Source organism: Cedecea neteri (assembly GCF_000757825.1).
Classification (GTDB): Bacteria; Pseudomonadota; Gammaproteobacteria; order Enterobacterales; family Enterobacteriaceae; genus Cedecea; species Cedecea selenatireducens.
On the sequence record NZ_CP009451.1, the window covers coordinates 3,572,439 to 3,596,208 of the forward strand.

General features: G+C 55.5%; 25 protein-coding genes. 6 read left to right on the forward strand and 19 right to left on the reverse strand.

Annotated elements, in window-relative coordinates; translation table 11 throughout:
* The first annotated feature begins 12 nt into the window (after positions 1–12).
* Both luxS and JT31_RS16590 read left to right on the forward strand, forming a co-directional pair.
* On the forward strand, positions 13–528 hold the full coding sequence (gene luxS, locus JT31_RS16585) for an S-ribosylhomocysteine lyase (RefSeq protein WP_038483231.1): 516 nt from the start codon (positions 13–15) through the stop codon (positions 526–528).
* 89 nt (positions 529–617) lie between these two features.
* Positions 618–1,382 carry an AraC family transcriptional regulator gene (locus JT31_RS16590; protein WP_038479543.1) on the forward strand — a complete coding sequence of 255 codons (765 nt, stop codon included), beginning with the start codon at positions 618–620 and terminating at the stop codon, positions 1,380–1,382.
* On the opposite strand, the gene leuA is transcribed toward JT31_RS16590, so the two are convergent.
* The 14 genes from leuA to JT31_RS16660 all read right to left on the reverse strand — a co-directional run bounded on the left by leuA (position 1,379) and on the right by JT31_RS16660 (position 18,116).
* Positions 1,379–3,040 (reverse strand): 2-isopropylmalate synthase, encoded by a 1,662-nt coding sequence (gene leuA, locus JT31_RS16595; protein ID WP_038479546.1) that lies wholly within the window; start codon positions 3,038–3,040, stop codon positions 1,379–1,381. The genes JT31_RS16590 and leuA overlap by 4 nt on opposite strands.
* 140 nt (positions 3,041–3,180) lie before the next feature.
* Positions 3,181–4,719, reverse strand: coding sequence for a multidrug efflux MFS transporter permease subunit EmrB (gene emrB, locus JT31_RS16600; protein WP_038479549.1), 1,539 nt, complete (start codon positions 4,717–4,719; stop codon positions 3,181–3,183).
* Positions 4,720–4,734: 15 nt separating this feature from the next.
* Positions 4,735–5,907 carry a multidrug efflux MFS transporter periplasmic adaptor subunit EmrA gene (gene emrA, locus JT31_RS16605; protein ID WP_038479552.1) on the reverse strand — a complete coding sequence of 391 codons (1,173 nt, stop codon included), beginning with the start codon at positions 5,905–5,907 and terminating at the stop codon, positions 4,735–4,737.
* 135 nt (positions 5,908–6,042) lie between these two features.
* Positions 6,043–6,573: a transcriptional repressor MprA gene (mprA, locus tag JT31_RS16610; protein ID WP_038479555.1), complete on the reverse strand. Its 531-nt coding sequence runs from the start codon at positions 6,571–6,573 to the stop codon at positions 6,043–6,045.
* A gap of 455 nt (positions 6,574–7,028) precedes the next feature.
* Complete coding sequence (locus JT31_RS16615) at positions 7,029–8,207, reverse strand: MFS transporter (RefSeq protein ID WP_038479558.1); 1,179 nt, start codon at positions 8,205–8,207, stop codon at positions 7,029–7,031.
* Positions 8,208–8,361: 154 nt separating this feature from the next.
* Positions 8,362–9,354, reverse strand: a complete 993-nt coding sequence (gene proX / locus JT31_RS16620) for a glycine betaine/L-proline ABC transporter substrate-binding protein ProX (RefSeq protein WP_038479562.1) — start codon at positions 9,352–9,354, stop codon at positions 8,362–8,364.
* A 56-nt stretch (positions 9,355–9,410) separates the two neighbouring features.
* Positions 9,411–10,490, reverse strand: coding sequence for a glycine betaine/L-proline ABC transporter permease ProW (gene proW, locus JT31_RS16625; RefSeq protein WP_038479565.1), 1,080 nt, complete (start codon positions 10,488–10,490; stop codon positions 9,411–9,413).
* The gene (proV, locus tag JT31_RS16630) at positions 10,487–11,686 is read right to left on the reverse strand and encodes a glycine betaine/L-proline ABC transporter ATP-binding protein ProV (protein ID WP_038479568.1); all 1,200 of its coding nucleotides are present in this window, start codon (positions 11,684–11,686) and stop codon (positions 10,487–10,489) included. The genes proW and proV overlap by 4 nt, the downstream gene beginning before the upstream one ends.
* Before the next feature lie 255 nt (positions 11,687–11,941).
* Positions 11,942–13,132, reverse strand: a complete 1,191-nt coding sequence (locus tag JT31_RS16635; protein WP_038479571.1) for an alginate lyase family protein — start codon at positions 13,130–13,132, stop codon at positions 11,942–11,944.
* A 35-nt stretch (positions 13,133–13,167) separates the two neighbouring features.
* Positions 13,168–14,130, reverse strand: coding sequence for a class 1b ribonucleoside-diphosphate reductase subunit beta (nrdF, locus tag JT31_RS16640; protein WP_038479574.1), 963 nt, complete (start codon positions 14,128–14,130; stop codon positions 13,168–13,170).
* A 34-nt stretch (positions 14,131–14,164) separates the two neighbouring features.
* Positions 14,165–16,246 carry a class 1b ribonucleoside-diphosphate reductase subunit alpha gene (nrdE, locus tag JT31_RS16645; protein WP_419177774.1) on the reverse strand — a complete coding sequence of 694 codons (2,082 nt, stop codon included), beginning with the start codon at positions 16,244–16,246 and terminating at the stop codon, positions 14,165–14,167.
* A gap of 35 nt (positions 16,247–16,281) precedes the next feature.
* Positions 16,282–16,692 (reverse strand): class Ib ribonucleoside-diphosphate reductase assembly flavoprotein NrdI, encoded by a 411-nt coding sequence (nrdI, locus tag JT31_RS16650; protein WP_008458227.1) that lies wholly within the window; start codon positions 16,690–16,692, stop codon positions 16,282–16,284.
* A complete protein-coding gene (gene nrdH / locus JT31_RS16655; RefSeq protein ID WP_038479580.1) occupies positions 16,689–16,925 on the reverse strand; it encodes a glutaredoxin-like protein NrdH in 237 nt (78 codons plus the stop codon). The genes nrdI and nrdH overlap by 4 nt, the downstream gene beginning before the upstream one ends.
* 759 nt (positions 16,926–17,684) lie before the next feature.
* Positions 17,685–18,116 (reverse strand): carboxymuconolactone decarboxylase family protein, encoded by a 432-nt coding sequence (locus tag JT31_RS16660; RefSeq protein ID WP_038479583.1) that lies wholly within the window; start codon positions 18,114–18,116, stop codon positions 17,685–17,687.
* An 87-nt stretch (positions 18,117–18,203) separates the two neighbouring features.
* Here JT31_RS16660 and JT31_RS16665 point away from each other — a divergent pair, with 87 nt between their 5' ends.
* Complete coding sequence (locus tag JT31_RS16665; protein WP_052049012.1) at positions 18,204–19,580, forward strand: PLP-dependent aminotransferase family protein; 1,377 nt, start codon at positions 18,204–18,206, stop codon at positions 19,578–19,580.
* A gap of 71 nt (positions 19,581–19,651) precedes the next feature.
* Here JT31_RS16665 and JT31_RS16670 read toward each other — a convergent pair whose 3' ends face one another.
* Entirely contained in the window at positions 19,652–19,981 is a 330-nt protein-coding gene (locus JT31_RS16670) for a DUF883 family protein (RefSeq protein ID WP_038479586.1), read from the reverse strand.
* Between the two features lie 160 nt (positions 19,982–20,141).
* Here JT31_RS16670 and JT31_RS16675 point away from each other — a divergent pair, with 160 nt between their 5' ends.
* The gene (locus tag JT31_RS16675) at positions 20,142–20,486 is read left to right on the forward strand and encodes a DUF2002 family protein (protein WP_038479590.1); all 345 of its coding nucleotides are present in this window, start codon (positions 20,142–20,144) and stop codon (positions 20,484–20,486) included.
* A 44-nt stretch (positions 20,487–20,530) separates the two neighbouring features.
* Here the strand turns inward: JT31_RS16675 and JT31_RS16680 are convergent, their stop codons facing one another.
* A complete protein-coding gene (locus tag JT31_RS16680; RefSeq protein ID WP_038479593.1) occupies positions 20,531–20,986 on the reverse strand; it encodes an L-alanine exporter AlaE in 456 nt (151 codons plus the stop codon).
* Positions 20,987–21,337: 351 nt separating this feature from the next.
* Here JT31_RS16680 and JT31_RS16685 point away from each other — a divergent pair, with 351 nt between their 5' ends.
* Positions 21,338–21,625: a DUF2623 family protein gene (locus JT31_RS16685; RefSeq protein ID WP_038479596.1), complete on the forward strand. Its 288-nt coding sequence runs from the start codon at positions 21,338–21,340 to the stop codon at positions 21,623–21,625.
* Between the two features lie 113 nt (positions 21,626–21,738).
* Here JT31_RS16685 and JT31_RS16690 read toward each other — a convergent pair whose 3' ends face one another.
* From JT31_RS16690 to JT31_RS16700, 3 genes are all read right to left on the reverse strand, one after another.
* Positions 21,739–21,918: a hypothetical protein gene (locus JT31_RS16690; protein WP_038479599.1), complete on the reverse strand. Its 180-nt coding sequence runs from the start codon at positions 21,916–21,918 to the stop codon at positions 21,739–21,741.
* Positions 21,919–22,008: 90 nt separating this feature from the next.
* Positions 22,009–22,533, reverse strand: a complete 525-nt coding sequence (locus tag JT31_RS16695; protein WP_038479603.1) for a rhodanese family protein — start codon at positions 22,531–22,533, stop codon at positions 22,009–22,011.
* 8 nt (positions 22,534–22,541) lie between these two features.
* Positions 22,542–22,844 carry an ArsR/SmtB family transcription factor gene (locus tag JT31_RS16700; protein WP_038479606.1) on the reverse strand — a complete coding sequence of 101 codons (303 nt, stop codon included), beginning with the start codon at positions 22,842–22,844 and terminating at the stop codon, positions 22,542–22,544.
* Positions 22,845–22,911: 67 nt separating this feature from the next.
* Here JT31_RS16700 and JT31_RS16705 point away from each other — a divergent pair, with 67 nt between their 5' ends.
* Positions 22,912–23,523: a histidine phosphatase family protein gene (locus JT31_RS16705; protein WP_038479609.1), complete on the forward strand. Its 612-nt coding sequence runs from the start codon at positions 22,912–22,914 to the stop codon at positions 23,521–23,523.
* Positions 23,524–23,770 lie beyond the last annotated feature (247 nt).

Genomic DNA, 23,770 nt, shown 5'->3' on the forward strand with positions numbered 1-23,770 from the left:
GGAGGTGACCAGATGCCGTTGTTGGATAGCTTCACAGTCGACCATACTCGTATGGGTGCGCCAGCCGTTCGTGTAGCCAAAACTATGCACACGCCACACGGTGACACTATTACGGTGTTTGACCTGCGCTTTTGTGTCCCGAACAAGGAAGTGATGCCGGAAAAAGGGATCCATACTCTGGAGCACCTGTTCGCCGGTTTTATGCGTGACCACCTGAACGGAAACGGTGTTGAGATTATCGACATCTCCCCGATGGGCTGCCGCACAGGGTTCTACATGAGCCTGATCGGTGTACCTGCAGAGCAGCGCGTTGCCGATGCCTGGAAAGCGGCAATGCAGGACGTGCTGAAGGTGAAAGAGCAGAACCAAATCCCTGAGCTGAACGTTTACCAGTGCGGGACGTATCAGATGCACTCTCTGCAGGAAGCGCAAGATATCGCGCGCCACATCATCGAGCATGACGTTAGCGTCAACAGCAACGATGAGCTGGCCCTGCCGAAAGAGAAGCTGCAGGAGCTGCACATCTAGCGGTGTGCCAACTGTAAAAAGGAGCCTTATGGCTCCTTTTTTTACGTCTGCGGTATGCTATCGTCATCTTTTTGCTCGCGAAATAAACTATGTCCACCAGCCTGCAATTCAGCTTTGCCACGCGCCCACTGGTTCCGTTTGCCCATGACTATACTCATGGCGCAACGGAGCCGTGGCACAGTCATGACTGTGCGCAGCTATTGCATACGCTGAGCGGAGTGGTGCGAGTCGAAACCGAAAAAGGTATCTGGGTTGTTCCACCCGGACGTGGCGTCTGGCTGCCGGCGGGGACTCAGCACCGCCTGCAAATCACCGGCAACGTGGCGGCGCGCACGCTTTTTATCGATCCGTTCGCCCGGGCTGACTTACCCTCGGTGTGCCAGGTTGTGCAGATATCCACTTTACTGCGCGAGCTGATTATCACCTCTCTTCAACTGCCGGAGGCCTACGCCGCTGGCAGCCGGGCGGAGCGTATTTATGAGCTGATCCTCGATGAAATTAGAGTGATCGCCGTGCTGCCGTTTAACCTGCCTGAACCTCAGTCTCCCGGCCTGCTGGCTTTATGCCGACAGATTCAGGCCGAGCCCGGTAAACCGTGGACAAACGCGCTGGCCGCTGAGCGGGTGAACGTCAGTGAACGAACGCTGCTGCGCCATTTTCGCCAGCAAACGGGCCTGGCGTTTAGCGAATGGCTGCGTAGGGCAAGGCTGATGGAAGCCCTCAACCGCCTTGCCCTGGGGCAGTCCGTGCTGCGTGTTGCGCTGGATCTGGGCTATGAGAGCCACAGCGCCTTCAGCGCCATGTTCCGTCGGACGCTCGGCGTTTCACCGAGCGATTACTTCCTCTCTGATTAACCCGCTGGCAGCGCATTTAACAGCGCCTGCAGCGAAGCGCGTGAGACGTCGTTATCAATGCCGGTTCCCCACCGGCTCATGCCTTGCTTAAAGGTACAGCGGATATAGGCTGCCGATCGGCTTTCGCTGTGTCTGCCTAACGTATGCTCATGATAATCCTCAATAGAAAGCGTCAGAGCAAAGCGAGACTTGATGGCGTCCGCAGCGGCGGAAAGCAAGCCGTTGCCCTTGCCTTGCAGAGTGATAACGCCGTCCTGCGTCTGAACGCGGGCCCACAGCTGAAGCGACCCGTCGGCCTGGCTCTCCGTCCGGTAGTCCTGTAGCTGACGTGGTGCGGTTTGATGCGGGCCATAAAGCTCGCGGAACAGCTGCCACAGAGCGCTCAGCGTCATCTCGCTTCCTTCTCTGTCGGTCTGCGCCTGCACGTGACGGCTAAAGTCCTGCTGCAGCCCTCGCGGCAATACCAGGCCATGGTTTTGTTCCAGCATCCAGGCGGCACCGCTTTTCCCTGACTGACTGTTGACGCGGATCACTGCCTCATAACTACAGCCGATATCGTTCGGGTCGACCGGAAGATAGGGCATCTCCCACAAAGCTGAACTGGATTCCCCACGTGCGGTAAAACCTTTCTTGATGGCATCCTGATGCGAGCCGGAGAAGGCGGTAAACGCGAGTTTTCCGGCATAGGGATGGCGAGGATGTACCGGCAGCTGATTACACTGCTCGACCAGCTCCACCACCTGCTTCATATCGCTGAAGTCCAGCTGCGGTGAGATCCCCTGGCTATAAAGGTTCATCGCCAGCGTGACCAGGCAGACGTTGCCGGTGCGCTCCCCGTTGCCGAACAGGCAGCCTTCAACCCGGTCTGCTCCGGCAAGAATGGCAAGTTCGGCGCTGGCGACGCCGCTGCCGCGATCGTTATGCGGATGCACGCTGATACAGACCGCATCGCGGCGGGAAAAGTGGCGGCAGAAATACTCAATCTGATCGGCATAGACGTTGGGCGTGTTCACCTCCACGGTAGCGGGCAGATTGATAATCATTGGGCGCTCGGGCGAGGGCTCCCAGACGTCTGCTACCGCCTCACAAATTTGCAGGGCAAACTCCGGCTCGGTAAAGCAAAAGGTTTCCGGGGAATATTCATATCGCCAGCGCGTCTGTGGATTTGCCTCGCACAGCGCTCGCACCTGGCGAGTGGCGGTCACCGCCAACTGAATAATCTCTTCTTTACTCTGACGGAACACCAGCTTGCGGAACAGCGGCGCCGTGGCGTTGTAAAGGTGCACAGTCGCGCTGTGGGCACCTTCAAGCGAAGCAAAGGTACGCTCAATAAGGTCGCTGCGCGCCTGGGTCAGCACCTGGATGGTTACGTCTTCGGGAATACGATTTTCTTCAATCAGTTGACGCACAAACTGAAAGTCGGTTTCTGAGGCGGAAGGGAAGGCGACCTCTATCTCTTTAAAACCGCACTTCAGCAGCAAATCCCAGAAGCGCAGCTTGCGGGCTGCGTCCATCGGTTCGGCCAGGGCCTGGTTGCCATCGCGCAGGTCGGTGGAGAGCCAGCGGGGAGCCTGCGTCAGGGTTTTGTCCGGCCACTGGCGGTCGGCTAATTGAATCGGCGCGTGGGCGAGGTATTTTTGCGATGGGTTGGTCAGCATCAGGATCCTCCAGGTCGTGTGGTCTGTTTATCCTGGAGAAGAACGACATTTGATACTGGCGCAAAGCTGACAACCTGTATGGCGAAACCGCCAGGTTCGGGCAAAGAAAAAGGAGCCCGAAGGCTCCTTTATAAAGTGCACTAGTGCGCGCCACCGCCTCCGCCGCCCGCCCCGAAAGGCGGCCTGGCAAACCACACCAGACCAAGCAGCAGAATAAATACCCCTGCCGAGAACCAGAAAATCTCGTTGGCGGAGATGATCAGCCCCTGGTTGGTGATCTGCTGGGCGATGTAGCCGGAAGCCTGCTGCTGCGTCATACCCAAGCCCTGAAGCTGGTTGTAGGTTTCAACCGAGTTCGGGTTAAACGGCGTGATCGACTCCGTCAGCTGCGCATGGTGCAGCGACTCGCGGTTCGTCCACAGCGTGGTCGTTATCGAGGTGCCAATCGAACCCGCCAATGTACGGGTAAAGTTCGACAGGCTCGACGCCGCGGCAAGACGCTCCGGCGGCAGCCCAGAGAGGGTAATTGTGGTCAGCGGCATGAAGAAGCACGCTACCGCAAAGCCCTGAATAAACTGCGGCCAGGCCGAGGCGGCAAAGTCCATCCCCGGTTCAAAGGTATACGCACGCCAGTAGAAGCACACCGCATACATAATGAAGCTGAAGGTGACCAGGCGACGCATGTCGAGCTTATGCGCGAAGCGGCCGATAATCGGCGACAGCAGCACCGGGATTATCCCTACCGGCGCGGACGCAAGCCCGGCCCAGGTCGCGGTATAGCCGTACACTTCCTGCAAGAGCTGCGGCAAGAGCACAATCGCGCCGAAATAGAGCATGTAGGCGAGACTGATACACAGGCAGCCGATGGTAAAGTTTCTCGACTTAAACAGCGACAGGTCGACTATCGGGTTGTCGTCGGTGAGCTCCCACACAATCAGGAAGCTGATAGTGACCACCGCCACGACCGTCAGCACGATGATTTCCGTCGAGTTGAACCAGTCCAGCTCTTTACCGCGGTCGAGCATGATCTGCAGGCTACCAATCCCCAATACCAGCAACGCCAGCCCAATGCCGTCAATGCGGCGCTGCTCGGTGCGGGTTTCGCGGCCTCGCAGGGCCTGCAGGCCCATCAGTACCACGACAATGCCGATCGGCACGTTGATGAAGAAGATCCAGCCCCAGTGGTAGTTATCGCTGATATAGCCGCCCAGAATTGGGCCGCAAATCGGCGCGACGATAACCGTCATTGACCACAGCGCCAGCGCAATGCTGCGTTTGGCGGGAGGATAGTTGCTCAGCAACAGGCTCTGCGACAGCGGGATCAGCGGCCCGGCAACAATCCCCTGAATCACGCGGAAGAAGATAAGCATCGTCAGGCTGTTCGACATGCCGCACGCCCAGGAGGCAATAGCGAACAGCACGGTCGACCACAGGAACAGCTTCACTTCACCGAAGCGTTTTGCCAGCCAGCCGGTTATCGGGATTGAAATGGCGTTGGCCACCCCAAATGAGGTGATAACCCACGTGCCCTGGCTCAGGGATGAGCCCAGGTTACCGGCAATGGTCGGGATAGCCACGTTAGCGATGGTGGAGTCCAGCACCTGCATAAAGGTCGCCAGCGACAGGGCGATGGTCATAATGACCAGCTGGGCCCCTTCTAGCGGTTTTTGTTGTGCCATACGCCCTCCGCTCTATTAACCCGCATTGGCCTGAATAATCTGGTCAATAAGCTGGTTAGCTGGCGCCAGATTCAGCTCACGCGCGTTACTTTCGTACGCTGGCGTGCTGCGGGTCTGGGATGACAGCACGCTCCCGTCGCGGTTGCTGGTATCGACGTTCACCAGCGTGGACAGACCGATGCGCAGCGGATGCTGTTCAATCTGTTTGGCGTCGAGTTCGATACGAACCGGCAGGCGTTGAACCACTTTGATCCAGTTCCCGGTGGCGTTCTGCGCTGGCAGCAGCGAGAAGGCGCTGCCGGTGCCCATATCCAGGCCGACAACTTTACCGGTGTACTTCACTTCGTCGCCGTAGATATCACTGATGACGGTGGCAGGCTGGCCGATGCGCATATGTGCCAGCTGGGTTTCTTTAAAGTTAGCGTCCACCCACAATCCGCTGGCCGGCACGATGGCCATCAGCGGCGTGGACGGGCTGATTTGGGCGCCAACCTGCACGGCCCGGCGAGAAACATAGCCGGTCATTGGGCTGACGATTTTAGTCCGCTGCAGCGCCATCCAGCTGTTGCGAACTTCGGTGGCCGCCTGCTGAACGGCAGGCTGTTCTTCCAGCTTAGTGCCGAGGATCATTGCCTGGTTAGCATTGTATTGCTGAACGGCAACGTCCAGTTGAGCCTGAGCGCTGGTCACCGCATCACGGGCGTGCTGCAATTCTTCGCGGCCAATCAGGTTGGCGCTGCCCAGCGGAATACGGCGGTTCAGGTCGGTTTGTGCCTGAGCCAGCGCGGTTTTCTGCAGTTCGATGTTCGCCTGATACTGCTTGCTGTTGATCATCAACTGGCGAGTCTGGCGCACGCTTGAGGCCAGCTGAGTTTTTGCTTTCTCAAACGCCTGCTCGGCATCGGCACCGTCGAGGCTGACCAGTACATCACCCTGTTTTACAAAATCGGTATTGTCTGCCCAGACTTTGGTCACGCTACCGGAGACCTGGGCCATGATCTGCACCTGATTTCCTGCGACATAAGCATCATCGGTCTCTTCAAAGTGACGCAGCACCAAAAACCAATAGATTCCATATGCCACGGCAATAATGACAAAGAGCAAGGTCAACAAGATCAGGGCGCTCTTACGTTTGCCTTTCTTGTTAGCCGGTTGCTGCGGGGCTTGAGTCTCCGCATTTGCGCTCATGCTAATCTCCACCTGTTTATTATTATTTCCGGTCAGCTGAGCCGACCTGTTAGACCTGACAGGCCAGCAAGGAGATTGCTGGCCTGAGAGTAGTTGTGACATCGGATTGTTGTCGGACGTGCAGACGGTGACAGCTTAGCTCAGTGCTTCAAGGATCACTTTGTCCTCTTCCATCTGGTCGAGGCGGTTGAGCAGCTTACGGGTGATCATTTCCAGCTGCTCTTTTTCGCCGGCGTCGAGCGCGGACCACAGCTGATGCAGGCAGTTATGCTGCGGCGGCAGCACCTGGCGCAGGAATTCGTGACCTTTTTCGGTCAAATGCAGATGCAGGCAGCGGCGATCGTTATCGCTTTCACGGCGTTCGATCCAGCCGCGTTTTTCCAGCTCATCGGCGATACGGGTCGCGTTGGTGCGGGATGAACCCAGCGCGCAGCTAAGCTCAGAAGGCTGAATGCTGTGATTTTCCTGGGACTCAAGGGTAATGAGTGCCATGAATAAGGTCTCGTTGATCCCTTGCGCCTTCAGCATCTTATTGCGGTTTTCCAGCAGTTTACCCTGCATGTGCATACAAAGACGCGTCAACAGAACCTCCTGGTACGGGAACTCCTGATAACGTTTGGCGCGGAACTTCAGCATTTGTTCTATGGGCGTGAACGAACTATCCATTTTGGCATAACCTCATTAGTTGCAGCCGATATAGTAACGATGGTGACAAATAAAGTAAATGCATTATTTATACGTTTATATGCGCTTGTATACGTTTATATACGTTTGGTTGTTGCCACCATCGGCGTAAACCACGCTAAGCCATAGCCCAGAGCGCTAAGCAGCGTGGGGGAAGAAAATGGGTTTCGAGTAGGGTAACGACGTTTAACGGCATCGAAGCCGGAGGCTGATGCCTTGAGGACAGGAGAAATGGCGATGGAAAAGCTGCTTTTCAGTCTGACGAACAGTTTCGCCCTGTGGCGATTGTCGGCTGAAACAGTTGCGGGTCTATCCATATACGGTGTTAATAAATAACCTGCGTTAATGTCACTCGAATTAGTAAACGGGGACAACCTTAACAGACTGTCCCCGTCATTACATCTTCAATTTCCCTTACGGGCAGTGGCGATATCGCGCTAATCGGCCTGCCGCTGGTATCCGCGCCACCACACTACCAAATTTAGTAGGGCGACGCTGGCGCCGGCGATACACACGCCATTCCAGCCCGCATGTTGGTAAGCACTCGCTGAAATCAAAGAGCCCGCCGCGCCGCCGATGAAATAGCTGGTCATGTAGCCGGCGGTCAGTCGGTTACGCGCTTCCGGCATCATGCGGTAAATCAGACTCTGGTTGGTGATGTGAACGCCCTGCACGGTCAGGTCCAGCACCAAAATACCAATAATCAACGCGATGGCCGAGAACTGACCGAAGGCGATCGCGACCCACGAGAGCAGCAGCAGCAGCAGGCCAATGGTGGTGGTGTGGTGTCCTTTGCCCTTATCGACCAACCCGCCAGCGGGGCGAGCACCGAGCGCGCCTGCGGCGCCTGCCAGACCGAACAGGCCGATAACGCCTTCGGAATAGTTAAACGGCGGCGAGGCCAGCAGGAACGCCATTGAGGTCCAGAGAATACTGAAGTTGGCGAAGGTCAGGCAGCCCAGCAGGGCGCGGGTGCGCAGCAGGCTATTTTTGATAAACAGACTGAAGATAGAGCTCAGCAGCTGCGGATAGTTGAGGTGGCTGTCCTGCTTCACCTGCGGCAATCCGCGCCACAGGGCGAGCGCCATCAGCGCCATCAGCACGCTGGCAACCCAGTAAACGGTGCGCCAGCCGCCAAGGCTTGCCAGCAAACCGGCCACGGTACGCGCCAGCAGGATCCCAAGCAGCAGCCCGCTCATAATCGTCCCGACAACTTTTCCGCGTTTTTCCGGTGCCGCGAGCGTGGCGGCAAACGGCACGAGAATTTGTGCCACCACGGAGAAAAGTCCGGTCAGCGCGGTGCCCAGAATCATCATCCACAGGGACTGGCTGGTGGCGGTGATCAGCATCCCGCCTGCCGCCAGCAGCGTCATAAAGACGATAAGCCCACGACGCTCAAACATGTCGCCAAGCGGAACCAGCAGCAACAGCCCGGCCGCATAGCCAAGCTGTGCCGTTGTGACGATGAAACCTGCCTGGTTTACCGAGAGTGAGAAGGCGTTTGCGATGGTATCGAGCAGCGGCTGCGCATAGTAGTTGCTGGCCACCGCGAGGCCGGTCGCGACGGACATCAGGACGATCAGCGCCGGGCTGAGTCCGTGAGTATTGTTTTTCATTATTATCTTCAACTTGCCAAAGAGAGGTCTGAATAATAGCGAAAAATTATGTCAGCAGTAGGGAAGGTGGGTGTCGGATCGTGCGGTGATTGACCCTCACCCCGGCCCTCCCCCTGGAAGGGAGAGGGGGAAATAAAGGGAGGTGAGGGGAGATTTATTTCGCCGCCAGCGCCTCTTTCACCCAGCCGTCAAACTGCGCCTGGTGCGCTTTGATCCAACCGTCCACGTGGCCGTTAACATCGGCTTCGGAAGACTTGCCGTTATGCATCATCGCGTTCTGAGCATTAATGTCCGCCAGCGGCAGCTTCATGAGGGCAAACAGCTTCGCGGCCTGCGGGTTCTTCTCGGCCCATGCCTTGTTGGCGACAATGTGCATGGTGCTCACCGGGAAGCCGTAGTTAGCGCCGTTAGGCAGTTTGGTATCGATATCTTTCTGCACGCCCGGCAGGGAAGAGAACGGCACCTGCAGCCAGACCACGTCTTTACCTGGCTTCAGCACGTCGCTTACCCAATAGGGGGTCCAGGTGTAGTACAGAACCGGCTTGCCTTCTTTAAAGCGAGCGATAGTGTCGGCCATCATTGCCGAGTAGTTGCCGTGGTTGACGGTAACGGTGTTCGCCAGCTTGTAGGCTTCATTCTGGTGATTAATCACCGCCTCACAGCCCCAGCCAGGCGTACAGCCCATCATGTCGGCTTTGCCGTCGCCGTTGCTGTCGAACAGTTTGGCGATTTTCGGGTCTTTTAGCTGCTCAATATTGGTGATGTGGTACTGGTCAGCGGTTTTCTTGTCGATGAGGTAACCCTGAGCCGCGCCGGTCACGAAGGTGCCTTCGCGGTAGAATTTCTTGTCACCGCCTGCGGCGGCGTACATATCATCATGCAGCGACCGCCAGTTAACGGCGGTAAAGGTGGCGTCGCCGGCGGCGATAGAGGTGTAGCCGACGTTATAGTCCACTTCACTTGGCTTATTCACGGTGTAGCCCATTTTTTCCAGCGCGCGGCTCACCAGCAGCGTCTGGAAGCTCTCCTCAGAGATGGTGCTCTGTATCGGCTGAACGGTGATGCCTTTGCCCGGCAAGTCTGCCGCAAAAGCGCTGGTGGAAACGAGTGTGGCAAGAGCTGTGGCTAAAATAGCGTTGTGTCGCATCGTTATTCCTTTTTAATGGTGATGGGGCGAGGGGCGACCCGAGGCCGCCGCCAGGCTTATTTAATGAAGGGACGAGTCAGGAGACCCAGCGGGCCGGTGGTGTACCAGCGGCGGTTGCCACGGGAGCGGGAGTCGCGCCCTATAGACTGGGTCAGGCGGTCGAGAATAATGGCAAGGATAACAATCCCCACGCCACCGACCGTTGCCAGGCCCATATCGAGACGGCCAATACCGCGCAGAACCATTTGACCCAGGCCGCCAACGGCGATCATCGAGGCGATAACCACCATCGACAGCGCCAGCATCAGCGTCTGGTTAACCCCGGCCATAATGGTCGGCATTGCCAGCGGGAGCTGGACTTTGAACAGCATCTGGCGCGGGCTGGCGCCGAACGAACGGGTGGCCTCGACCAAATCTGCCGGCACCTGCTTAATCCCGAGGATAGTCAGGCGCACAATCGGCGGCAGGGCGAAGATAATCGTCACCACCACGCCCGGCACGTTACCGATGCCGAACAGCATCACGATAGGCACCAGGTAAACGAACGCCGGGGTGGTCTGCATCGCATCCAGCAGCGGGCGAATAATCTTCGCCGCCCGTTCGCTACGCGCCAGCCAGATCCCAAGCGGCAGGCCGATGACCATACAGAACAGCAGGGCGGTAAGCACCAGCGCCAGGGTAACCATCGCCTGAGACCACGCGCCAATCGCGCCAATGGCAATCAGGGAAATCAGCGTCGCGACGCCCATCCCGAGGCTGGACATCTGCCAGGCGATCAGCGCGAAGACGATAATCGCCACCGGCGCAGGCATACCTAACAGCAGCTGCTGGAAGCCGCTAAGAATGTAATCCACCGGCACGCGAATGCCCTGGAACACAGGGCGGAAGTGGATCACCACCCAGTCGATCCCCTGCGTCACCCAACTGTCGAGCGGGATCAGCGTTTTGTGGAACGGATCGAGAATATTAAAATGCTCTGGTGCCGCTGCCGGTGCGGAGTTCAGCCAGTCGGCACCCCCGCTGGTGGCTGCATCCGACGCCGGAGCGCCCCATGCGTCTGCAGAGCTTGCGGCCTGATTGGTTGCGGCGTCGGTCGCCGCGCTGCCGTTATCCCATGGATTAGTTGCGTCACTCATTGATTTGCCCCCTCACGATCTAATGCCTGAAGCAGCACCCCTTTTGAGATGATGCCCACGTACTGCCCCTCTTCACTGACTACCGGCACCGCGCACGGGGCCTGGCCGACATGAGAGAGCAGATCGCTCAGTGAGGTTTCGGCGGAAACCGCCTCCGGGGAAGCCAGGTACGCATTGTCCAGACCCTCGCCCGCAGCCAGTGCCGCTTTCAGCGAATCGGTAGAGACGATACCGAGGAATTTCTGCCCACGTTCAATGACATAGCCATATTCGCGGTCATCATCCTGCAGCAGCTTAAGCGCCGAGCGTGGCCCAAAGCCTGTGGTTTTACGCAGCAGGCCAGCCGGGCTACGGCGGGCAATATCTTTAGCGCTAAAGACCTGGCTGATGTCCACGCCGCGGAAGAAGGTGCGCACATAGTCGTTAGCCGGATTATTCAGAATTTCATCCGGTGTGCCGACCTGCACCACTTCACCGCCCTGCATAATGGCAATGCGGTCGCCAATGCGCATGGCTTCATCGAGATCGTGGGAAATAAAAACAATAGTGCGCTGGTGTTTCGCCTGCAGCTTAATTAATTCGTCCTGCATTTCAGTTCGAATTAGCGGATCGAGTGCCGAAAAGGCTTCATCCATCAGTAATATATCGGGATTAATAGCCAGCGCGCGGGCTAAACCAACACGCTGGCGCATGCCGCCGGAAAGCTCATCGGGATACGCGTTCGCGTAATTCTCCAGCCCGACCTGACGCAGGGCATCCAGCGCTTTTTCCTGGCGTTCTTTGACCGGCATTCCGGCGAGTTCCATGCCGAATGCGGTATTATTTAATACCGTCATATGTGGCATCAGAGCAAATGACTGGAAGACCATTGAGATCTTATTTTTGCGCACCTCACGGAGTTCAGATTCCGATATTTTGGCAATGTCGATGCCGTCAATCAGTACCTGTCCGCGGGTGGGTTCAATCAGGCGATTGAGAAGGCGAACCATGGTGGATTTCCCTGAACCGGATAACCCCATGATGACAAAAATCTCGCCTTCTTCAATGGCCAGATTGGCGTCTTTTACGCCAAGCGACAGACCCGTTTTTTCCAGTAATTCACTCTTGGAAATGCCTTTCTCTATGTATTTGAATGCGCGCTGTGGATGTTCGCCAAATACCTTATATAAATTCTTCACTTCTAATTTAATTGCCATGCAATATACGGCTTCCTGTATTTGATTTATTTATAGATGTTTCCTGGTGGAAATATTGACCTGTATATACCCTAACATACTAAGAATCTGAGGCAACCCTCGGTTTTGTGATATGAAAATATCTATCCCTTGAATATGGGAGAAATTTCCCATGAACGCTGGGCTGAGCGTGGATTAATGTGGTGAGATATTTTTTGTCAATGTGGGGAATATTCAGCCTGAATGGGATGCATTCAGGCTGAAATGACGGGAATATTACGGTTTTGATATTAAGTTTATAACGGCGGTTTTATTTCGATTTAGCAGCCATTTTGCCTTGTCCTGTAAGGTATTATTTTCCCGCCAGGCATGTGCGGCAGTGACAATATTTTCCAGCGCTTCATCAGGCTTGAACGGCTCCATATTGGGGTAAGGCCACGGAGTCTGGCTATCGACAAACCCGGCGATATACAGGTAGCCATTTTGCAGGCTGTGCTCGGCGCTTTTCGCCTGCCAGACGTTGACCCCAACCTTTTCACCCAACAGCCCTAACGGGTTCCAGGCATCCAGAATAAAGTTGCTGTAATGCCAGGAGCGCGTGCGCTCAATTTCCGTCACCGGCACGCCTTTGGCGTCAAACTGAACCGGAATGCGCTGAGTGGCAGAAATCAAACGCTGTTTTGCCGCGTCTTTATCCCCCAGCCACAGGGCAATGGCGGCGGCCTGAACGTCATACCAGGTGCCGTGGTTATTTTCAGCGGCGGCCTCTTTCCTGCCGTTTTCGCTGGTGGTCAGCCACTGATAATAATCGCGATACCATTGCCTGAGCCCGTTCCAGGTTTTTTCGTCCAGCTGGCCGCCGTCGTGCAGCAGTTCAATGGCGTCGATCAGCCGCACAAAGCCACGCCCGTCGAGAATGCCGGTACCGCGCACGCCTTTTCGCCCCGGAATGCTCTGGGCGTTAGCAAGATTCGGCGTCATCCGGGTTTCCGGCGTGATAAACCAGTTCACCAGCTGCTGGCGGGCTTTTGCCGCATACGCCGCGTTGCCGGAAAGCTGCCAGGCCAGCGCCAGATTCCAGACGTCGTTGGTCATGCCGTTTAGCCGGGCTTTGTCGCTTTGCTTGCCGACTGCAGCAGGGTTTATCTGGCCATCTTTTCGCACCCACGGCAGGCCGTCGGGGGCTTTTGGGTCAGGCCACCAGTAGTCCGAAAAGCTGTAATATTCATGAGGATCGCCCGCCGGAGATCCGGGGCTTTTTTGGGTGATGCTGTAGAGCGTATGAATAAGCGCCTGGTCGGCTTTATGTTTGAGGGCTTGCCAGGCGGGCATCAGAGCCGGGTTTTGCTGGCTGATTTCTTGCTTACTGTGCGCCAGCTGTGCCATATCCAGCAGCAGCGGCGCGCTAAAAGCTAACGGGGCGCTGCCGCAAAGCAGCGCGAAAAGAGAACAACGAAATAACGACATAGGCCACCTCGCAAAAATGCTCAGCGGCCAGACTACTAGAAATCCCAGTCCTCGTCCTCGGTTTCCACCGCTTTGCCCATCACGTAAGAAGAGCCCGAGCCGGAGAAGAAATCATGGTTCTCATCGGCATTCGGCGACAGCGCGGCGAGGATGGCCGGGTTAACTTCCGCCATTTCAGCCGGGAACAGCGCCTGGTAACCCAGGTTCATCAGCGCCTTGTTGGCGTTGTAGCTCAGAAATGCTTTCACCTCGTCTTCCCAGCCCAGCTCGCGGTAGAGCGTTTCGCTGTACGCCAGCTCGTTATCGTAGAGATCCATCAGCAAATCGAGGGCAAAATTTTGCAGCTCGGTCTGGCGTTCCACACTCTGCTGGGCCAGCGCTTTCTGGTACTTATAGCCGATGTAATAGCCGTGTACCGCCTCGTCGCGAATGATGAGCCGGATGAGATCGGCAGTATTAGTCAGCTTGCCACGGCTGGAGTAATACATCGGCAGCCAGAAGCCGGAGTAAAACAGGAAGGATTCGAGGAACACGCTGGCAATCTTCTTTTTCAGCGGATCGTTGTCCCGGTAATGGCCCAGAATAATCGCGGCTTTACGCTGCAGGGCGTCGTTTTGCTCGCTCCAGTCGTAGGCGGCGTCCACGTCTTTGGTCTGGCAGAGCGTGGAAAATATCGAACTGTAGGAGCGGGCGTGCACCGCCTCCATAAAGCTGATATTCGACATTACCGCCTCTTCGTGTGGGGTCAGTGAATCGGCCATTAGCGCGGGGGCGCCTACGGTATTCTGAATCGTGTCCAGCAGCGTCAGCCCGGTAAACACACGGATAACGAGCTGCTGCTCCTGGTCGCTGAGCGATTGCCAGGCAGGAATGTCGTTAGAGAGCGGCACCTTCTCCGGCAGCCAGAAGTTGCTGGTCAGGCGGTTCCAGACCTCGAGGTCTTTCTCGTCTTCGATTTTGTTCCAGTTGATGGCGCTTACGCGCGTCAGTTGCGTCATTTTCTTTCCTTGTACTTTCGCATGGTGCTTCGCGTTATAGCGCGCAGGACACGCAGCCCTGCACCTCGGTGCCTTCCAGCGCCAGCTGACGCAGACGAATGTAATAGAGCGTCTTAATGCCTTTCTTCCAGGCATAAATTTGCGCTTTATTAATGTCGCGGGTGGTGGCGGTATCGCGGAAGAACAGCGTCAGCGAAAGCCCCTGGTCAACGTGTCGGGTGGCCTCAGCGTAGGTGTCGATGATTTTTTCCGGGCCGATGTCGTAGGCGTCCTGATAAAACTCAAGATTGTCGTTGGTCATAAACGGCGCGGGGTAGTACACGCGTCCGGTTTTGCCCTCTTTACGGATCTCAATCCTGGACACAATCGGGTGAATGCTCGAGGTTGCGTGGTTGATATAAGAGATAGATCCCGTCGGCGGGATAGCCTGCAGGTTCTGGTTGTACAGGCCGTATTCGCGCACGTCGTCGCAGAGCTGCTGCCATTGCTCACGCCCCGGAATGGCGATGCCCGCCTGGGCAAATAACGCACGGACTTTCTCCGTTTTCGGCTCCCACACCTGCTCCAGGTACTGGCGGAAGTATTCGCCGCAGGCATAGCGCGATTGTTCAAAGCCTGCAAAACGCTGGTTCCGCTCACGGGCTAATGCGTTGGAAGCACGAAGCGCGTGCCAGGTGATGGTGTAAAAATAGATATTGGTGAAATCCAGCCCTTCAGGAGAGCCATAGGCGATGCCTTCGCGCGCCAGATAGCCGTGGAGGTTCATTTGCCCCAGGCCAATGGCATGGGAGGCGGCGTTACCCACCTCAACCGACGGCACCGAGCGAATGTGGCTCATGTCCGACACCGCCGTCAGGCCGCGAATGGCCGTGTCTATCGTGCGGCCAAAATCCGGTGAGTCCATGGTATGGGCGATGTTCAGCGAGCCGAGGTTGCAGGAGATATCTTTGCCAATCTGTGCGTAATCGAGGTTTTCGTCATAGGTCGAGGCGCTGTTCACCTGCAAAATTTCCGAGCACAGGTTGCTCATGTTGATACGCCCGGCAATTGGGTTCGCCCGGTTGACCGTGTCCTCAAACATGATGTACGGGTAGCCTGACTCAAACTGGATCTCCGCCAGCGTCTGGAAGAAATCACGGGCGTTAATCCAGCTTTTACGGATGCGGTCGTCGTCCACCATTTGCTGATAAAGATCGTTGACGCTGATGTCGCCAAACGGCTTGCCGTAGATTCGCTCTACGTCATAAGGCGAAAACAGCGCCATCTGCTGATTGGTTTTGGCGAGCTGGAAGGTGATATCCGGGATCGTGACGCCAAGCGACAGCGTTTTAATGCGGATCTTTTCGTCGGCGTTTTCCCGCTTGGTGTCCAGGAAGCGCAGAATATCCGGGTGGTGAGCGTTGAGGTAAACCGCGCCTGCGCCCTGGCGAGCGCCAAGCTGATTGGCGTAGGAAAACGCGTCTTCCAGCATTTTCATTACCGGGATCACGCCTGATGACTGGTTTTCAATGCGTTTGATGGGCGCACCAGATTCACGCAGGTTGGAGAGCAGGAACGCTACGCCGCCGCCGCGCTTGGAAAGCTGAAGCGCAGAGTTAACCGCGCGGCCAATCGACTCCATATTGTCTTCGATGCGCAGCAGGAAACAGGAAACCAGCTCTCCCCGCTGCTTCTTACCGCAGTTGAGGAAGGTCGGCGTGGCGGGCTGAAAACGGCCGCTTAGCATCTCGTCCATCAGGCGTGCGGCGAGTGGCTCGTCCCCCTGAGCGAGAGTCAGCGCTACCATGCAAACGCGATCCGGAAAATGTTCCAGATACTGTTTCCCGTCCCAGGTCTTCAGGGTGTAGCTGGTGTAGTACTTCCACGCGCCTAAAAAGGTCTGAAACTGGAAGCCGCTGCCGTGGGCGCGGTCAAACAGCTCAAGGACGAACTGGCGGGAGTAGCGGGTCAGCACGGCTTCGTCGTAATACTGCTCGGTAACCAGGTAATCCAGCTTTGCCTGCAGGTTGGGGAAGCTGACGGTGCGCGGCAACACATGCTGCTCGAAGAAGCTGGCTACGGCCTGTTTGTCTTTATCAAACTGGATATTTCCCTCTTTGTCATAGAGGTTGAGCATGGCGTTGAGCGCGTGGTAGTCCACGCTCTCCGTCGCTAAACGGACTGCTTCTGTCGTTGCCAAAATTCGCTTACTCCCTTACGCACGTTGTCGATGTCTTGCGGGGTGCCCAATAGCTCAAAACGGTAGAGGTAGGGCACCTGGCATTTTTGTGAAATGACGTCCCCGGCCCGGCAAAACCCTTCGCCAAAGCTGCGGTTGCCGCTGGCAATCACGCCGCGGATCAGCGCGCGATTGTTCGGGTTGTTCAGAAAGCGGATCACCTGAGGCGGTACCGCTCCGGCAATGCCGCCGCCGCCGTAGCTGGGCACGATTAAAATGTAGGGTTCCGTCACTTCCAGGCGCGCTTTTACCTCCAGGGGGATGCGCAAGGCGGGCAACCCAAGGCGTTCGATAAAACGCAGGGTGTTTTCCGACTCGCTGGAGAAGTAGACGAGGGTGCTCATACGCTGGCGGCAACGCAGAGGCGATTGATCATATCCGGGCGAAAACCGCTCCAGCTTTCTGCTTCGGTGACCACCACCGGCAGCTGGCGAAATCCTTTGGCTCGCAGGTCATCTGCCGCTTCCGGATTGAGGTCGAGATTGATCATCTCGAAGGCAAAACCGCGGCTCTCCATTGCCCGTTTTGTGGCATGGCACTGAACACAATCATCTTTAGTGTAAATAGTAATGCGCATGATTCGTATTTCCCTTTAGAATAATGGAACGCCGCAGTTTGCTGCCCGACGGGTGGTGTGTTCTTACTGAGAGAAATACTAGATGTTGATTTAATAATTTGCAACCACGCAACATATAGCGTTTTTGATGAGTTTCGTAGGGGGTTGAAAAGTGTAGGGGAAGGGGGAAGCTTCTTCGGCACAAAGGGCCTTTGTCTATGAAAAAGTGGTTAAGGTTCCGTTCACCCGTGATCCTGTTTCCCCATTCGTTCCCGACGATCGCTCTCTTTCGCAGCTCCCGGCAGGTCAACCCCGCCTGAGTTGGGTCATGGCCGGGGGCGATGAGAGCCGGGAAGCAATTCCACCCTCACCCCGGCCCTCTCCCAGAGGGAGAGGGCCGGGGTGAAACATTGTTTATTCCCTCTCCCTTTCAGGGAGAGGGTTAGGGTGAGGGTAAAAATAAAAAGCGAGGCTCGGTTCCGGCTTAAATCGCCTCGGTTTTCTCTCCGACTGGCCGGGGTCCGGACGTCGGGAACGGCCGGAGGCTGAGAGCGTCGGGAACGCATCTCAGCCGACCCAGGACTGGGAGATAAAACGGAGGTCTGCCGCTTCAGCGGTCGATTTATTTCGCCGGGAGTCCGGGGTCTCGGGGGAATGACGGTGATTCTCCCGAGACGTTCACCGGTGCAGTGGTGACAGATGAAACAGGACTGGAAGTGAACGGAATATTCACCGACCATACATAATCGCGAGTATTTGTGACGAAGAGACTATACCCGCTTACTGCCGCATCCCAACCGCAACGCGGTTAAACGCATTCATCATGCTGGCCGCCAGCGTCAAATCGACAATCTCCTCGGCGCTGAAAAATTGCAGCAGCGGCTGATAAACATCGTCTTCGGCGTTGCTGTCGGCAATCAGGGTAATGGCTTCTGCCCAGGCCAGAGCCGCACGCTCTTTCTCCGTAAACTGATGGCTTACCTTCCAGCCCGCCAGTGAATCCAGCTTCACCTGCTCAACGCCGGATTTACGCAGCGCTTTAGAATGCATCTCCAGGCAGTAGGCGCAGCCATTAATCTGCGAAACGCGCAGGAAAACCAGCTCGATCAGCTCGTTGCTTAGCGGGCCGTTTTCCAGGCCCTGCAGCGCCTGCCGCATCGGTTTGATCACGTTGGGGGAAAGTTCATAGTAAGGCTGACGTAATTCGATCATGGTGTGGCTCCTCAGATTGGTGTGAGGCAAATTTACCACTATGATGGACTATCAAAGAGAGCCATAAGTTAACTAAAAAACCAGACCATGAAACAGAAGCCAGTCCCGCCGGTTGTTGCATCTCACCACACTCAGCCGCGCTATCAGCAGATTGCGCGCCAGCTAAAGCAGGCGATAAACAGCGGCGAGCTGACCGCGGGAAGCCGCCTGCCTTCCAGCCGGACTTTGGCGCTGGAGCTGGGCGTTGCCAGAGCCACGGTTGAAAATGCGTATGGCGACCTGGTTGCCCAGGGCTGGCTGGAGCGACGCGGGCAAGCCGGCACCTTCGTTAGCCCGTCGGTGAAAAGCGATGGCGGAGGCGAAAACGTCTCAGCCGCCAGGCCGCAGGGCGCACCCAGACCTTTCCAGATGGGGCTTCCGGCGCTGGATCTTTTCCCCCGTGCCATTTGGGCAAGGCTTATGGGGCGGCGCCTGCGCCAGCAAACTCGCTTTGACCTGATGCTTCCTGAACCCGGCGGTGAAGCCTCACTTAAGCAGGCGATTGCAGATTACCTGCGCTTTTCACGCAGCATCGACTGCCAGCCGGAGCAAATTTTTGTCACCTCAGGCTTCCAGGCTGGATTAGCCCTGGTGCTCTCTACGCTTGCGCGACCGGGGGATGGCATCTGGCTGGAAGATCCGGGCTACCGCTTCGTCCGCCCCGACTTTGCGAAGGCTGGAATGCAGGTCCGTGCTATCCCTGTCGATGGTGAAGGGATGCAGGTGGATTACGGTTTACGCCACTTTTCCGATGCCCGTTTTGCGCTTTTGACGCCCGCACACCAAAGCCCATCGGGCGTTGCGCTCTCTCTGCCGCGCCGACACGCCTTATTGGAATGGGCCAGCCGCGAGCAGAGCTGGATTATTGAGGATGACTACGACAGCGAATTTCGCTACCACGGTAAACCGCTGCCGCCGCTCAAAAGCCTGGACAGCCCGCAGCGCGTTATTTACGCGGGGACTTTCAGCAAGTCGATGTTTCCCGCGCTGCGTGTGGCATGGCTGGTGGTACCTCCCCATGCGATGGAAGATTTTCAGCGGCAGGCTCGCAGGCAGCCTTGTACTGCACCAGTCCTTATCCAGCAGGCCATTGCTGATTTCTTGCGGGAGGGGCATTTCTGGCGGCACCTAAAAAAAATGCGTCAGTGCTACGCCGAGCGTCGGCTATGGCTCGAGGAGGCGCTGCGTGCGCAAGGGTTTGCGGTTGTGCCGCAGGAAGGCGGCATTCAGATGGTGATGGAAGTTGAAGGTGATGACCTGGCCGTAGAAGGCAAAGCGAGAGCCGCGGGGCTTGCGGTTCAGGCGCTTAGCCGCTGGCGAATAGAACATGCCGGGCGGGGCGGTTTACTGCTGAGCTTTACCAACATCAGCTCGTATGAACTCGCACAGCGCTATGCGGTACGGCTGCGGCTGGCCATAACGTAAAAACCCCGGCGAAAAGCACCGGGGTTGTAACACGCATTTAGTCTCATTTATCGACTGTTAAACACTCAGGGTTAGCGGCGTGACACCAGCAAAGCCCCGAGGAAAATACCCACTGCCGCGCCAATACCCACGCTCTGCCAGGGTTTGTCACGGACATAGGAATCGGCGCAGCCTACGGCATCACGTGCGGCCTGCTTAACGCGACCCTGGTTGCCGTTAATACGGGCACGGGTCTCTTTCAGAAGGGCTTCGGCTTTTTTACGTGCGGCATCAACTTCATCTTTCGCATCGCTACCGAAGGACTTCAGTACATCTTCCAGCGTATCCGCAAGCTGGCTGACATCGTTATTGATTTCGTCTACCTGATCGTCAACGTTATTTCTGTTTGCTCGGCTAGCCATTGTTGTCTCCCTTTCTAAGATGTAAGGCTAAGTGTAGACCATGGATTTTAGTTATGGGACGGCTCACGGCTATTGCCGGGCTTTCTGGACAATTCCGAAAGCGTTGCCGATGCTGCTTAATGTATGGTTGCGATGCAGTAAATGATGACGAGGAAAATCTATGTATTTACGACCGGACGAGGTGGCCCGAGTTCTTGAGAAATCGGGTTTTACCATGGATGTGGTAACAGCAAAAACCTACGGCTATCGTCGTGGCGAGAATTACGTGTATGTGAACCGCGAAGCACGCATGGGGCGCACCGCCCTGATTATTCATCCTACCCTGAGAGAGCGTAGCCAGTCGCTGGCCGATCCGGCTTCAGAAATGAAGACCTGCGATCATTATCAGCAGTTCCCGCTCTATCTGGCCGGTGAAACGCACGAACACTATGGCATTCCGCACGGTTTCAGCTCCCGTATTGCGCTGGAAAGGTATCTGGCAGGGTTATTTGGCGAGACTGAATAAGTGAACGACTGGCTTTCAGGCCAGTCGCCCTTGCAAACCGGGACTCAGGCTCCCGCCTTCACGCCTATCTGGCCGCTGACGCGAAACAGGCGGCGGCAAAAATCTAAAAAGTAGCCGTAAGCGGCACCCATCATCATCGACACCAGCAGGTTCGACGTCACGGCAGCCACAATCTGGTGCCAGTCCGCGCCTACGCTCCATAAAATCACCACATAGACCGGGGACTGGAAGGTTACGTAGGCCAGCACGTCAGCCAGGTTTTTCGCCCAGCTTGCCGGGGTGATACGACGAGCCGCACGCATAAAGGCATCACGGTAGAAGCCGTATGGCCAGGCGATAAGAATATTAACCGGCACGGCGACCAGGCGAGAAGAGAGTGACTGTTCGAAAGTCATGCCTGAGAGGAAGATCTCAATCATCATGTTCACGACCGAGCAATACACTACCATCGCAAAAATATCTGCGGCTGCATGGCGTAAGCGTGACTCACGGGAAAACATAATGTTGACTCCGATTTAAAAGCAGTGTGTTGAGCTGCTTTTATGGCTAATTGGCAGTGTTATGAATCATGTAATTTATCCTGCGTAGGGTATGTTACTGGATTGATTTCATCAATTAGCTAAAAATTTTTATTTATAGGGTTTTTGTCGATAAAGTGCGATGAAACACACTTTGCCGCTGGCATTTCCTGATTTTGTGGTCTCTTTTTTATTTTTCTATTTATTATCAACGAGATGAATTAATCGTGCCCAAAAGCACAGAATCCCCCAAAAACCCTGGGTTTTAGGGATACCCATCACGTTTAAAATCGTTATATAATTATTTATATAGCGAGTGATGAGGAGTCGCTGATGGATAACCATTTTGGTAAGGGCCTGATGGCCGGAATGAAAGCCCGGCAGGCCGACAGCGCGGTCAACGTTGAGCGTTTTTGTTCTGATTACAAGCGCGGCTTCGTGCTGGGTTTTGCTCACCATATGGCCGAGCAAACCGGCGATCGTCAGCGCGCAGCCTGGGAAGCCGGGGTGCTGACTCGTCGCTATCAGCTGGATAAAGAGTCGGTGGCTGACTTCCTGAAAGAGGTCAACGCGGACGTTGCGGTTCGATGTTTCTTTGCGGGTTATGAGAAGGGCTACTGATTGCTGGCCTGGATTGCCGCCGTGCCCGGTTGTTTATGAATGGCGACGACAAGGATAGGGGCACTTTTATTGATAAGAACGGCGTGATTAACCTCACGCCGTTTTTTTATGGCTCAGCAAACGCCGAAATCGCCTTCTTCCTTGTACAGCGAGACAGAATCCGCTTTCAGCGTCAGTTTATCCGCGCCTAAGGTTGAGGCCGGGACGCAAATCAAATCCTCTCCCTGAACCTCGACGACCTGCAGCTTAGGGCCGCCCTGGTTTGGCTGAACCACATCACCTTGTTTAAACATAGAAAAACCTCTGAATGCTAAGGGAATTTAATGCGGTTATGCCGCCAGATAACCATAGATCAGAAATCGAGGTGGATAAAGCAGGATACGCTAGCTGCGGTTCCACGGCAGCCAGGCGAGTAAACGCGCCATGCCGCAAAATCCGCTGATCCCGGCAAACAGTAAACCTGCGCCCACAAAGCCTGAAATCAGGAAAAAACCTTGATTGATGGCGTATCCCAGTACGACACCGAGCAGGATCAACGAACCTGCGACGATCTGCACCTGCCGCATGATGGGCATGGGCTGGCTTTTATCCGCCAGAACTTCCTGCCCGCCTTTTTTCCACGCCTCAAGCCCGCCTTCCAGCAACATGACCTGAGCCGGTTCGGCAAGCTTAGCCAGTTTTTGAGCATGCTGAGAGGAGCGCATCCCGGACTGGCAGTGGAAAATCACCACATCGTGCGGGTCCAGTGGCCCCAGTCGGGCGCCGTTTTCAATCGCCGAGAGCGGCAACAGATGCGCTTCAGGAATGTTTTCGCGGGCATGTTCATCCGGCTCGCGGATGTCTATCAGCGCTGCTCCGCTGGCAATGAGCTTTTTCGCTTCTTCTGCCGTGATGGCTGGTATGGTCATGATGTTCCTTAAGGGCAATAAATGGCTTTCAGCGTCGCGATCACCTCGCGCACTGAGCTATCTTTGATGAAATAGAGCACTCGCTGGGCGTTACGCTGGTGCTCAATGAGTCCTTCATCCTTCATTTTCGCCAGGTGTTGAGACGTTGCCGACGGGCTTAACCCTGCGGCGGCGGCCAGTTCTCCGGCGCTGGTGCCGGGGGAGTCGAGCAGCAGGCACAGAATCAGCAAACGCCGCGGGTTGCTCATGGCTTTCAGTAGTTTTGCTGCTTCATCCGCGCTGGACTGAAGCTGAGAAAGGTCTGGTTTCATCGTACCTTATTTTAGATTTTTCTAAATTTAGTAAATGCTAAATTAAATTTTCAACAAAGGAAAGAGCATGCGGGTAATTCTGGTACGGCATGGCGAAAGTGAGGGGAATCAACAAGGCATTATTCAGGGAAGGCTGGACAGCCAACTTACGGCGCGGGGGCTCCGGCAAAGCTTTGCGCTGGCTGCCGCGTTGGCCGATTTAACCGTCGCGCATATTTACACGTCACCAGCCCTGCGTGCACAGGGCACAGCGAATGTGCTGGCTAGCAAATTAGGCAGCCGGATAAGCGTGGATGAACGTTTACAAGAACGTGATTTTGGGCGGCTTCAGGGGATAAATGCGATGGAGGCGCAAAAACAGCATCCTGAGTTATTTGATGCCCTGCTATCGGGCGATCCTCTGCGGGTTAGTTCTCAGGGTGAAAGCCTGAATAACGTGAGTCATCGCCTGTTTTCTTGCCTGAAAACGCTAAATATACATCACCAGAAGGATACCGTTATTATTGTGAGCCACGGCCATGCTTTGGAGATTGCCATTTGGGAATTGAAAGGTGCTTTAATTACCGACGATCTCAGACAATATGGTCATCAAAACTGCAGTTATAGCATCATGAATATCGAAGATGAATGTATCCAATTGGTTAAATGGGGTGTTGCGACGCATTTACGTGATATCTGAAAGCGATTATTGATGCTGTTTAAGCTTGTTGAAGACTTATTTGTTGCACCTGAAGTAGGGTTTTTCATGTGGTTTTTTCAATGACAAAATTAATTTTTTACTTTCAAAAATAAAATTAAGGTTAATTCCCTAATAGGATTAGTCTGTAAATCCATGTTTTTTAATATTTCATCTCTGTAAGTTTTGTTTTTATTTAACACCAACAAAAACAATCAGTTGTGTTGTGTTTTTGGTCTGAAGATATCAG